Source organism: Leptolyngbya sp. FACHB-671 (genome assembly GCF_014695745.1).
In the GTDB taxonomy this organism is placed as follows: Bacteria; Cyanobacteriota; Cyanobacteriia; order Elainellales; family Elainellaceae; genus JAAUTN01.
Window position 1 is genome coordinate 1 of record NZ_JACJOV010000039.1, and the last position, 12,423, is coordinate 12,423.

The 12,423-nt window shown below is 47.7% G+C and carries 12 protein-coding genes and 2 pseudogenes; 3 read left to right on the top strand and 11 right to left on the bottom strand.

All coding sequences use genetic code 11. The annotated features are described in order from the left end of the window. Window positions 1–132 (top strand): annotated as a pseudogene (locus H6F93_RS02020) (IS1 family transposase); the annotation flags it as partial. Window positions 133–239: 107 nt separating this feature from the next. On the opposite strand, the gene H6F93_RS02025 reads toward H6F93_RS02020, so the two are convergent. From H6F93_RS02025 to H6F93_RS02065, 9 genes are all read right to left on the bottom strand, one after another. After that, complete coding sequence (locus H6F93_RS02025) at window positions 240–944, bottom strand: phytochelatin synthase family protein (protein ID WP_242043268.1); 705 nt, start codon at window positions 942–944, stop codon at window positions 240–242. 156 nt (window positions 945–1,100) lie between these two features. Further along, complete coding sequence (locus tag H6F93_RS02030; RefSeq protein ID WP_190678826.1) at window positions 1,101–1,301, bottom strand: hypothetical protein; 201 nt, start codon at window positions 1,299–1,301, stop codon at window positions 1,101–1,103. A gap of 107 nt (window positions 1,302–1,408) precedes the next feature. Next, window positions 1,409–1,909 carry a transcription factor MYC/MYB N-terminal domain-containing protein gene (locus H6F93_RS02035; RefSeq protein ID WP_190678827.1) on the bottom strand — a complete coding sequence of 167 codons (501 nt, stop codon included), beginning with the start codon at window positions 1,907–1,909 and terminating at the stop codon, window positions 1,409–1,411. A 77-nt stretch (window positions 1,910–1,986) separates the two neighbouring features. Then, on the bottom strand, window positions 1,987–3,219 hold the full coding sequence (locus tag H6F93_RS02040) for a nitric oxide synthase oxygenase (RefSeq protein ID WP_190678829.1): 1,233 nt from the start codon (window positions 3,217–3,219) through the stop codon (window positions 1,987–1,989). 13 nt (window positions 3,220–3,232) lie between these two features. Next, a complete protein-coding gene (locus H6F93_RS02045) occupies window positions 3,233–4,741 on the bottom strand; it encodes a NarK family nitrate/nitrite MFS transporter (RefSeq protein ID WP_190678831.1) in 1,509 nt (502 codons plus the stop codon). Between the two features lie 155 nt (window positions 4,742–4,896). Next, a complete protein-coding gene (locus tag H6F93_RS02050; protein ID WP_190678833.1) occupies window positions 4,897–5,052 on the bottom strand; it encodes a DUF4278 domain-containing protein in 156 nt (51 codons plus the stop codon). 264 nt (window positions 5,053–5,316) lie between these two features. Beyond that, window positions 5,317–5,952, bottom strand: coding sequence for an RNA polymerase sigma factor (locus H6F93_RS02055; RefSeq protein ID WP_190678835.1), 636 nt, complete (start codon window positions 5,950–5,952; stop codon window positions 5,317–5,319). A 214-nt stretch (window positions 5,953–6,166) separates the two neighbouring features. After that, window positions 6,167–9,145 (bottom strand): beta strand repeat-containing protein, encoded by a 2,979-nt coding sequence (locus H6F93_RS02060; protein WP_206755699.1) that lies wholly within the window; start codon window positions 9,143–9,145, stop codon window positions 6,167–6,169. A 120-nt stretch (window positions 9,146–9,265) separates the two neighbouring features. After that, window positions 9,266–9,976 carry an IS6 family transposase gene (locus tag H6F93_RS02065; protein WP_190678839.1) on the bottom strand — a complete coding sequence of 237 codons (711 nt, stop codon included), beginning with the start codon at window positions 9,974–9,976 and terminating at the stop codon, window positions 9,266–9,268. On the opposite strand from H6F93_RS02065, the gene H6F93_RS33265 reads away from it, so the two are divergent. Together H6F93_RS33265 and H6F93_RS34495 are read left to right on the top strand one after the other, a co-directional pair. After that, a complete protein-coding gene (locus H6F93_RS33265) occupies window positions 9,975–10,145 on the top strand; it encodes a hypothetical protein (RefSeq protein WP_199313433.1) in 171 nt (56 codons plus the stop codon). The genes H6F93_RS02065 and H6F93_RS33265 overlap by 2 nt on opposite strands. A 57-nt stretch (window positions 10,146–10,202) precedes the next feature. Next, a pseudogene (locus H6F93_RS34495) lies at window positions 10,203–10,382 on the top strand (double-stranded RNA binding motif domain-containing protein); the annotation flags it as partial. A 3-nt stretch (window positions 10,383–10,385) separates the two neighbouring features. Here the strand turns inward: H6F93_RS34495 and H6F93_RS02075 are convergent. Together H6F93_RS02075 and H6F93_RS02080 are read right to left on the bottom strand one after the other, a co-directional pair. Continuing rightward, window positions 10,386–10,985 (bottom strand): hypothetical protein, encoded by a 600-nt coding sequence (locus H6F93_RS02075; RefSeq protein WP_190678840.1) that lies wholly within the window; start codon window positions 10,983–10,985, stop codon window positions 10,386–10,388. Between the two features lie 157 nt (window positions 10,986–11,142). Further along, window positions 11,143–12,204 (bottom strand): PDDEXK nuclease domain-containing protein, encoded by a 1,062-nt coding sequence (locus H6F93_RS02080; RefSeq protein ID WP_190678842.1) that lies wholly within the window; start codon window positions 12,202–12,204, stop codon window positions 11,143–11,145. Between the last annotated feature and the right edge of the window lie 219 nt (window positions 12,205–12,423).

The window sequence follows — 12,423 nt, forward strand, 5'->3', positions numbered from 1 at the left end:
CGTCTACGGCATTACCTAGCACGGCTGCACCGTAAAACCTTGTGCTACTCCAAATCCCTTGAGATGTTGAAATGTTCACTCCGTTTGCTGCTTCACTATTTGAAGTATCGAGCTATTCCTCTACCTACTTAACCATTACGGTTTCAGCAACGCCACTTTTGTAATTGATGATTTAGAATTGCTGTTTTGCAAGTCACGTATTTTTTTGTGATAGCGTTCTATCGCTATACAATAGCCACTCACTTGGCACTGACCAGAATAAATCCACGTGTTTTATTAGATTCAGAATCTGGGGTCGCGATCGCTTTCCACAACTCTTCTGCTCTTACCCAAACAGGTGGATACTTATAGCGAGACACATCCAGAATGAGAAAGCGATCGCTGAGCTGATGGTAAGCAGCAACGGGAGAAATATGTCCTGCTTGTTTTTGATTAATGGCTTGACGCAAATAGTTAACCACTACAAAGTTATTTGGCTCTTGTAAGTTTTTGCTGACTAGATTGCGAAACTCATCTAGTGTGATGTCGCTACCATAATGCACATCTGCTTTGACTGAGTAACTGACTAAAAACTGCCTCAAATGATCTAACGTCATGCCTCGAAATGAAAGTTCGAGTGGCGATCGAATTTGTCGCATTTGGTCATTAAAGACGTTATCCTGAGTAAACGTGTGAGTATTTCCTAGCTCAGGTGCAGCGGGAGCTGGAATTGAAAGAGCATTCAGCACCATGACCATACTAGCAATCCCACAATAAGCTACATTTTTTTGTGTCACAAAATAGGTGCTGAGTGGCAAGTAGTCCTGCTGTGCAGTGCTGGTTAATAGTAACTGTTCACCCTCTGTGGAATTGAGTGGAATCAGATTTGAAGAGACTGGAAGTGCCTTAGAGATAAATCGTCCGCTTACTAGGGAAATACCTACCAAAAATGCTAATGCAGGCATCGCGATCATCCTTGAAAATGAGAAAAGTTGCTTTTTCATAGCCATCATTCATTCATTGATCGACACGTGCACAGACATGGGCATGTAATTCTTTCCTACCCATCATTTCCGCAATACAACTCGAAATACCACAGAACTGAACGTACACTCAAATTGCTAATATTCCATCTGATTCTGCCGCCATCTCGAGCCTTCCATCTGTCTCCGCCGCCACTCTGATCCTTCAGCAAAACCTCGACGGTAGTAAAGAAAGATGCTGAGCAACCAATGTTGAGACACAGGAAAGCACTCTAGTACACCATTCTTCCAGCCCCAGCAGTAGAGCTTGTATAGGGAACCCATCTTTTGAGTTTGCATTTCACCACTCCAATTATTTAAGTTTGCTACAGTAATCAGTCTCGAATTGTCATTTTCTTTGAGGAGTTGCGCCAGTCTGTACCAAAACTGCTGAACAAAACCATGTTTTACCCTTGAGTGTGGGATTGCCTAACGATCGCCTCAGTCGCTGCCATCAATTGTGCATTTTGATTCTGAGCTTCAGACCTAAAAAAGGCGACGACTGCGTGCATATCCTTCGTATTAATGGGTAGACCAAAGCTGGCTTTGGCTCCAAACGCTTTAGCAATTTGATGGCGTAAAAAATAGGATTCCGATTGGGCAGAGACATCCATAATCCATTCTGTTGTTTGTGATGCCCAAACTCTTCCCGGTAATCCTTCACCAATCCGCAAAACAAATTTCTCGCTGCAATAGCGGAACTGCTTCCAGGCAAGCTGACGATCGTCATCCAGTTGAGCGCTGACGTACCAGGCTGAACTCAGTTCTAGAATTGAGCTATCTAACTGAGGTAACCAAACCTCACCATACTCCCAGTCGGTTGTTTGACAAACCTGTTGGAGAATGCGAGTGAACTGGTCAGTATATTTGGATAGTTCATTACTCGATGCAGAATTTAATTCAACCATAGAATCTCTAATGGATAGACCTGTGGGAAGAGCCAAAAATCAATGCAACGCACAGAGCGAGCGTCATTCAGAAGCAGTTAGCGAAAAGGACATTGCTTTGGCTGTGAGTCGCCAAAAACAGACGGAATGGAAGGTCGATTGCTACTTTCTCGTTTCCAGGGTACAGGCTGTTGAAAAAAATTAGGTTTGAGGCAAACATCTTGCATCTCCTGGTGAAACACCTGCATGGTAGAAGCAGACATTGGCGGCACAATTCTTCCCCAATCTGCAGGCACGATGCGTCCAGCATCGGCTTCTCGCTGCCAGTGCTGCATGAACTGAGCAGACGCCGTGTGGTGATCGACGATCTTGACCCCACAGGCGATAAACGAATACAAAATGGCTCGATTCAGTTCGATTAATGCTTGGTCTTTCCACAACGAGAGTTTTGAGCGTGTATTTAATCCCATTCGTTGGGCAACCACAGGTAACAGGTTGTATCGCTGCTCATCTCCAAAATTGCGGGCAGCAATTTCAGTGCTCATGTACCACCCGCTAAAGGGCGCGCAGGAATAGGAGATACCGCCAATCTCTAATCGCCAGTTTGAAACGGCGGGAAGCGCGTGCCATTTGAGTCCGAGTTCTGCAAACCACTCATAGTCAGGATGTGCAATTGGGACTTCCATCACCGCTTCTTTTGGCAGTTCAAACCACTGAGGCTTCTCTCCCGGCATTTGAATGACTAATGGTAGGACATCAAATGGAGTTCCCTGTCCTTTCCAGCCAAGGTGTTGACATAGTTCGGTGAATTCCGCTTGCTCAGGGTCACCGACGATTGAGCCATGAGGTTGACGGTATCCTGCATAGCGAATCAGTTGTGAATTCCAGATGTGAATCCCAGGTTGTCCCGGTGCAACGGGTGCAAAGATACTAATGGTGGAACGAATGTTGCCGCCGTTGGTTGCCTGATAAAGATGATCGACGATCGCATCAAAGATTTCCTCTGCGGTGGTGAGATGGCGTAGATCTCGCACGTTGAGCGTTTCCCAAAAAATCCGTCCAATGCAACGGGTGCTATTGCGCCAAGCCACTTTGGCACCATAGATCAATTCCTCCTCCGTCTGCCAATAAGTGTGCGACCCTTGCGGTATCTGCAAAGCAGCGCGCCCATACTCGCGGTAGATCTCTGCAAGTCGCTTTTGCAACTGCAACTCTGATAATGACTGCTCTTGATACAACAACCGCAGATAGTCGATCGCTTCGAGCAACAGGGTTGGCAGCGATTCTGCCTCTGCAATTTGTTTGCAGATCTGATTATTGCTGAGTTTCATGAGGGTGTGAGGGCTATTCAATAGAAGCAATTGCTGTTTCAGGAGAGTTTGTTGTAACAGAACTCTGAGGTTCTTGCAAGAAAAAAGCACATAAGCTGGCACAAATTAGAGCTGTGATGCCCATGCTGTAGAACAGCGTCTGAGCATTGCTGAGGCTGTAGATCAGTAGATAAATCACACCGCCCACATTGCCATAAGCACCGACACTGCCCGCGATTTGCCCAGTTACAGGCTTGCGAATGAACGGCACTATGCTAAAGGTTGCTCCGGCTCCGGCTTGCACAAAATAGGCGCAGAGCATCATTAGCCCGATGGCGACAGTGAGGTTCGAGCCAGCATCCAACTTGCCCATGAGCAAATAGCCGATCCCAATCCCGATTGTGAGTCCTGTCATCGTCCATTTCCGGCTGCCAGCGCGATCGCTAATCAATCCACCGCTCGGACGAGACACTAAATTTAAGACTGGATAAGCCGTTGCGACTAAACTTGCTGTCACCGGATTCAGTCCAAAGGTTTGTTCAAACCAAGTTGGCAAAATCGATATCACGGTAATTTGAGAGCCAAAGTTCGTCAGATACGTGAAGTCAAGCAGCGCGATTTGCCGGACCTGATACCGTTCATTCAGTGGATAGTGCTGACTCGGTTTTAGAAACTCCGAACTAGAGGGATTGAGTGATCCCACGATTTCTCGATTGATCTGCCAAGCTTTGTAGAACTGAACTGCATACAATAACCCCAAAAACAGCCAGATAAACTGCGCTTGCTTGAAAGTCAAGAATTGAATGTTGTTTTGAGCCAGTGAGTAGGTTAGCAATCCCAGCGATATGAGCAATCCTAAATCCAAGAGTGATATTGCCCAAAAGCTACGCTGGCTAGTGACTTCTAACCCACCATGTCGCTTCGGACGCTGGTACACCTCGTCCGGTGGGGTGTCTTGCGTGTAGCGCCAATAAATAATGCTGTAGATTGCAGTTACGAAACCAATCGTAGCGATCGCCATCCGCCAGTTCAAGCTTCCGCCTGTGAAAGATGCGATCGTCACGGCTAACACTGGCAGACAAAACTGAGCGGCAGCTGCACCAAAGTTACCCCAACCGCCATAGATTCCCTGCGCCAGACCGATTTCTTTGGATGAAAACCATTCGGCAACCATGCGAACACCGACCACAAATCCGGCTCCCAGGATGCTGTTAATCAAACTGCTCCAAACCAGCTGATTAAAATCGTGTGCGGTTGCCGTCAGCCAGCAAGGCACCACAGCAAACATGAGCAATGCCGAAAACGTTAATCGTGGACCATAGCGATCGAGCACCATACCAATCACAATACGAGCGGGAATGGTCAGCGCTAAATTGCAAATGGCTAAGACTTTCAATTGTGGTGATGTGAGGTGTAGTTCACGCTGAATCGTTGTAGCAAAGGGAGCAACGTCAAACCAAACCACAAAAGAGAGAAAAAAAGCGAACCAAGTGAGATGGAGAATGCGGCAACGATTGCGAAACGAGAATAAAGTTCTCAGCATGGTTTGCTCCTCAAGCAGTAGCTAAGGCAGATTCTTTTCAGCACAATGTTCATTCATTGCTGATTTAGATTGAGCTAGCGTTTATAGCAAGTAAGCAATACCGCGATAGATCAACTGCGGTCTTGCTATAGCGGTCTTCTGAAAATTTTCTGAAACTATTGGGCGATCGCAGAGTGATGGTTTCTGCTTCCTTGAGGATTCAGTTGGTATGGATTGCCGCGATAAATGAGTGTGACTGGAGTAACGCTCATGAGCTCAGGTTGAATAGACTGATTAACTTCGTGATTAGCACCGCGATAACAAAGTTTCATGTTTTTATTTCCCTGATACAAGTCTGTTAAAAGGCAATACAAGTTTCTTTGATTCTCATCAACTACGAAATTGATGACCTACTATTAACCTCTCAGATTAAAGCTCTAGAAATTATGCACGACTTTCAAAAATCTATATTTGGAGGTAGAGATGAAGTATTTTTAGAAGAAATTCTCTATCTTTCGACTGATATTTGTTCAATAATAAGGAATTCGCTCTCAACTGTTGTTCAAGTTTCTAGTATTGCAAAACATACCAGTTCACTATCCGTCTTCTATACAATAGGCTTTCAATTTGTCGGCAAACTTCGCCAAACATCGACTGTAGAAACTCGTTAGTGTAGAAACATTGATCTCTAACTTTGCAGCAATTTCCTTCCAAGATTTTCCATCAGTTCGCTGCAACACCAACGTTTGGAAATTAGTATCTAGTTTTTGTTCAATGCATTCTTGCCTAAAAAGGTTTTCTCGATCGAGTTCAATACACTCTTTAATCAAATCAATTGATGTTTGAGATTCTGTAGGAGAAGCAATGTTATCTAACTCAGATAGTGTTATACGTTTTATCTGTTGTTGATCAATCACTTTTGAAATTGCGTCTCTAAAAAATCGTCGTTCTAACAAGACATTCACCCATGCCATGACCGATTCCCGATTGGGTTCATATTCGTTGATGTTGTGACAGACATAAGCCAACAGGTCTTGCACTGCTTCGTTATAAATATCCTGGTAAACACCCACAAACTGTTTCGATTGCGGACGGCAAAGCTGACTAGAATTCAGAATTCGATATACTAAGCTAGTCAACGCTAATTGCCGCTCTGGGGCTGATGGTAGATGTTGTTGGGCTATTATAGCCAACTGCTTGAGGTGTTCATTAAGCAGATCTTCTACATCCATGTAAAACCTTAGAAGTTATCAAACACGCAATAGAGAGTGTTGAGGTTGCATCATTTCTTCTACAAACCTGATGAATATCTCCACTATAAAAAGTCACACTTGTCTTATTAACCTTTGGAGTGTAGTGAGTTTCAATGCTCGACTTCTTGTAGATTCTTACGATGATTTGTCACATTCTTATGGTTTTAGCGCACCCGCTTCGGCTTCGCTTTCATCAATTGGGCCAGATGACAGAAACAACAGGTCGCTGACAAACTTCAGGCGATCGCACACGACTGGCAGAAGCAGTAGCAATCAATCTTACTGTCCCGTCTTCAGCCATAACCCAACCTTGCGCTTCCACGATCGCCCCTGCTTGTGCCCCATCATCTTCTCGACTCAGTGGCGCAGGCGCACTCTCTTGCTCATCCAAGGTGGACCATTCTGCAAATGAGTCATCCCCAACGAGCGGATCGAGCGGACTGCTTGGTATACCGCCCCGCCCGGTTACGACAAACTCACCTATGAGTGCTTCTGCACTTGAACAAGTCTGCGTAATCTGAGTGGAGGCATCCACGACTTCGACGGGCAGTTCGACCAGCCCACGTCTGGGGTCAACATCGGGGAGGGTGATATCGACAGTTCCCTGTACCCCTCGTTCTGAACTTGCAGTGATATCGTTGGTCAGTGGGCTCTCCTGCGGTTGAGCGGCAATGCCAAACAACCCTTGGGACGTAATGTCAACGTTACCACCACTGCCTGTGAAAGCGTTAGCTAGAATATCGCTGTTTTTGTTGGGGAAAGCCACAATGAAATCCGCGTCGATGTTGATATCGCCGCCGTCTCCACCTGCGCGCTCGGTGCCAGCAGTGGTGGTAATGAGGCTATTGTTGCTTAGCTGCAAGAGTTCAACATTGCGTAGGGTGATGTTTCCCCCATCGTCCGCACCGGTTTCCGCCGTAATACGCGCTCGATCGTCTAACTGCACACGAGAGGCTGTGATATTAACACCTCCCCCAATGCCGCTGCCCTGGCTGTCTACTGCAATTCTGGCGCGATCGAACACCTGCAACTGGTCGGTAGTGATTTGAATGTTTCCACCTGGAGCCGAAGCCCCAGGTGCAGTACTGGCATATAAGCCACTGGCGTTTCCTTGAAGACTGATGGGTCTGTTGTTTGTCACACCAGAGAGCGTGATGCGATCAGACACGTTGAGGATGATGTTGCCCACTCGTCCTTGGTTATTGCTTGAGGTGTTTACCTGTGCTCCTTCGATCGCCTCAAATGTATTGGCGTTGACGGTAATGGTTCCGCCTGGAAAGCGATTCTGAGTTGAGGAAAAGATGCTGCCGCCATCGGCGAGGCGAACCGAATTGGCAGCAATCCTCACATTTCCGCCGCGTCCTTCGGCACCTACCTCCGTACTGGTAAAAATTCCACTTTGAAGTAGCAGTGACCTCTGCTGTCTTGTCCCTTCCAAGGAGACGCGATCGCGGGCGCGAATGGTGACATTGCCTGCATCGCCTTGTCCGAGTGTGCTGGTAATTAGTTGAGCACCATTCAGGGAGAAGGAACCTGTGTTGATGCGGATATCGCCACCGTTGCCCGTAGCCCCAGGACTAACGTTACTCAAAATTGAGCTACCGTCTAAAGTAATGCGATCGCGCACATTGAGAATCACATCGCCTGCATCGCCTTGTCCAAAGACAGTGGTTAGCAGTTGTGCCCCATTGGTAAGCGATAGTGAGCGGGTCGTGATTTCAACGTTGCCGCCATCGCCCACAGCCGCTTCGTTCTCCTCAAAATCGCCGACAATACTAACGATAGCACTCGGAGCGTCCAAGCTGGGAATCGTTCCATCCAGGGAGACGCGATCGCGAGCATGAATGATGACGTTGCCTGCATTCCCTTGGGCGAAGGTGATGGCAGCGACTTGTCCAGCATCGGTAAGCAACAGGGAGTTGGTCGTGATTTCGATGTTGCCACCCGCACCGACAACAGGCGTATTTGCGCTGGAAGGCTCGACACTACTGAAAATACCACTAAACCGTAAGGCGACGCGATCGCGAGCATGGATGATCACATCGCCAGCATCACCTTGTCCCGCTGTGCTGGTACCAATTTGTGCAAAGTCGGTCAAGGAGAGTGAATCTGTAGTGATGCGAATGTCGCCGCCATTACCCACACCACCTTCATCAACTAGATTAATAATCGTGGTGAATACTCTTCCACGAATGGTGCTGGCGTTGAGCGTAATGTCTCCTGCTTGAGTGCCCACCAAGCCGGAGTTGCTGCTAATGCCTGCCGACAGAAAACCGATAAGAATCTTTAACTCTCTAGCATTCACGGTGATACTACCGCCACCATTGCCTATCACGTCGATGAACGCACCCCTCAGAAACACATCCGATCGCGCCACTTCCGCTGGAAAGCTTAGACTACCATCGGCATTGAATCTCACCGTTCCTGGCTCACTTAACCCACCGATCTCCACTCGTCCGCCTGGTGCGGTCAACCCGCCGCCGATCATGCGGATGTTGCCACCTAGCAGCGTCAAACTTTCACCCGCTGGCACTCGTAATCCAGTATTAGAGAAGCTGGATAGGTTTGCAGATAAGGGAGCGATCGAACGATTGACGATCGGTGCCGGATTAAGCTGATTGAACAAAAACGCAGTCGGCTGCACCGTCAGCAGCGGGGGAGCCGTCGGGTCGGTAGCACTGAAAAACCCTTGCTCACCGAACTGCATGGTATCAGCAGTAGTTGCCATGAAGGAACCGCGCACATCTAAGCGAGCATTGTCACCAAAGATGATGCCGCTGGGGTTGAGTAAGAACAAGTTGGCATCACCCAGCACGCCCAGCACGCCCAATATTCGGGACTCCACGCCACCTGTGACACGACCCACAATGTTCTCGACCCCTGGGTCAGCAAAGTAGACGCTGCGCCCTTGCTCGACGTGAAATTCTCGAAAGCTATGAAATAGGTTATCACCGCGTTGTGCTCCGCCTTCGATGCGATCGCTTGCTTCCTGGGGGTCGAGCGGAATAACGGTTGAGCTTTCCGCTCCCAACGTGTCATCGGCGATCGGACGGCGTTGCGCCACTGCCGCAGTTGTCCATCCCAACACAATTGCACTGAGGACGATGCCGTTCACAATTGTAGTTTGCCAACCGAAGCGACGCATCAGAATTGCCTTTTCAAGGGTGATCATGTGGATAACAGCCAGCATGAATTGAGTATCAACAGAGACGAAACATTAACACAGCCAATCGAAGTTGGTTGTGTCGCAAGAACTTATTAAGGACAAGCGATCGATATCGTTTGCATTCCCTTAAGCAGCAATTCCAAAGATCGCTTCGATAAATTTCACTCCAGACACACTGTCCCCTTGTTTGACTCCTTTCACTTGTCCTGTCCGAATCGTATTCATCGCTTCAATGCCACTCAATGTTCTTCTGCCACTATTAAACGACTTGAACCCCATCATCGGCTTCACGATGCGCTTAATGTTCCGATGATCTTGCTCAACCACATTATTCAAATATTTGCTCTGCCTTAACTGGGTCTCCTTTCCAATCGTCTCCTCCTCCTTGAGCATCTCCATTGCCGCTGGGTAAGCGGCATTCTTGTCTATGGTAATCACTCGCGGAGCTTGAGTGTGCTGACCTTTGAGCACTTTGCGAAAGAACCGGGCGGCAGCTTTCGCATCCCGCTTGGTGCTGAACATAAAGTCCAGCGTATTCCCCTCGGAATCGACCGCTCGGTACAAATACTTCCACACCCCCTTGACTTTGATATACGTCTCGTCCACCCGCCACGAATCGTTCGTCGGTTTGAGATGCCGTCGAATGCGTTTGTCCAGCTCTGGCGCATACTGCAAAACCCAACGGTTGATCGTCGAGTGGTCTACCGCCACCCCTCGCTCCTGCATCATTTCCTCCAAATCTCGATAGCTCATGGAGTATCGACAATACCACCGTACATTGAGCAGGATGATTTCAGGCAGAAAGTGCCGCCACTTGAACAGAGTAGGAGGAGACATGGGAGAGCGAGTCGGCAGAGTTGAGCTTGTCTACCTTACCACTGACCAGTTTTTGCAACACAACCTTGCCACTTGCGTTCTCATCTGCTCGATTGGAGCAATTGAAGTAAAAGAATCGATTTCAGGAGTGGGTGCAGGACAAGGTTGGAGCTGTATTCCCCCAGTTTGAACAGAGCGTGTTGGTGGTTCAGACCACGCACCGGAGTACTGAGCGAAGGTCTCCGTCAATGGCAAAGAGTACGGGGAAGAAAAAGGGCGTGGGAGAAAGGAGGCTGAAAAGCAGGCTGCTGAGGATATCCTATCTAAGCTAAGGTCAGGAGTTAACTTAGAGCTAGGGTTAGATTCCAATAGTTTTCGGAATGGCATTTCAACGGGACTCCTCTTTCCAAAAACTATTGGAACTTGACAGCTAGAGTCGTCCAAGCTCAAGTAGAACGATTGTACAGTCGGCGATCGCCATCTCTGTGCTGGGGCGACCAGTAGTCTCTCGAATAAATGCTTCTATCTTTTGAGCATTCCATCCTAGAGGTTTGGTATACCGTGCGATCGCGGCTCTCATCAGTTCGGCAGAAATTGGATATCTCGCGATCGCCTCCCCCAGCAATTGGGGTTCCTCTAACCAGGTGGTGAGGTCAGGGCGGATATACCAGTCAGCCTGGGCTGGGTCGAAGTTTGGTGGTGGAGCAGTGAAGTAAATTGCGTCAAGTTCATCTTCAACCTGGAGCCAGCCAATCTCTTTAGCCAGGAAGAGCCATTCCTCTTCGTCTGCCTCCAAGAGTCGAGCGTTGTCCTCTGCCCCTTCGCCCAATGGGTTATAGACACCTGCTAGCCAGGCTAAGGTGTGTTGTTCAGGGTTCTTGTGTCTATCTTGCTCTAAAAAGTTTTCTATCTCTTCTCTAATTTCTGTGCTTCGCTGTTGGGAGTCAGTCTGCTTCTTCTGGAGTTTCTGGGATGCAGATTTCCGAGAACTACGTTGCTTCGGTTGTACGCTTCCAAATCCCCGCGCCATGTTTTTCCCTCCCATCTGTCCGTGAGGCAAAAATACTTCCTCTATCTTCTGAGTATAGAAGCAGGGTTTTGAATAAGGCAGGCTAGAAATCTCTCCTGTACTTGTTAACCTGCCAGCTTCACTATCGCGACACGGTTAGGGGCTTGACATTTAGAAGCTAGATTTGCCCCTCTTCCTCGAGTTCTGAAACTGCTGCCTCTAGTTCCATTTCTAATTGCTCAATGGTTGGTAGGCAGTTCTGCAATGAAGGGGGAAGTTCACCGCGCAGCTTATAGGTAGAGACGCCAATTGGGTTTTGCACGGTGTCTAGAGCAAATTCAACAGTTGTTTTCTTCTTGGAACGACATAAGATAATCCCAATTGTTGGTCCGTCTACCTCTGTGCGGAGTAGGTTATTGACTGCTGAGATGTAGAAGTTCATCTTGCCCGAGTATTCTGGTTTAAACTCAGTCACCTTCAAATCAATCACGATGTAGCAATGTAGCTTCAGGTGGTAGAACAACAGATCGATGAAGTACTCATCTCCTTCAACTTCCAAGCGGTATTGGCTGCCAACGAATGCAAAGCCGGTACCCATTTCTAATAAGAAGTTGCGAATGCGCTCTACTAAAGCCTGCTCAAGCTCTCTCTCCTTAACGTTTTCGCTAATGTTTAAGAAGTCGAAATTGTAAGGGTCTTTAATTAGTTGTCGAGCAAGATCAGAATCAAGTGCTGGTAGGGTTCGCTCAAAATTAGTGATTGCGCCTCCCTGCCGGGCATAGAGATTAGTCTCAATTTGTAGGGTCAGAACGTCACGGCTCCAGCCATTCTCAATAACTTTTTGTGCATACCACAATCGTTGCTCATAAGATTTCAACTTGTTTAGCAGCGTCTGATTATGCCCCCAAGGAATTTGTGCTATGAGTCGTAGCACAATTTGCTCATCGGGGTATGCCTCGGCTAGCGCCCGCATGTATTTTAGGTTGCGCGGGGAGAAGCCAGACATATTGGTAAACTCTTGCTTGAGGTCTTGTGCCAATCGTTCGATGACCTTTGTACCCCAACCTTCCTGCTGCTGGCGATTCAATATCTCTCGACCAATTTGCCAGTAAAGCAGGATTAGTTCGTTATTGACCGCGAGTGCTGCCTTAATATGTGCTTGGTGTATACGCTCCTTTAGCGATCGCAGGAAGGAGGTGTAGTTTTCGTCGGTAGGGAATAGAGAACCAGATTTAGACACAAGCAGTTGAATTCTTAATTGATCAGGACTTACGCAGATGTACTAAATGTGGTGGTCAGCTTAGCCCAATTTCATAGCAAGAGTGGGTGATTTGAGTTGCCCAATCGGGATTGTAAATTAGATTGTGTCAAAGGTCAGAAATGAGATCTAATGAACTACTGAACCTGAGACATTGGGACTATGACTTTTCGACCTGAATTACTGGATGAATTGCTCAAA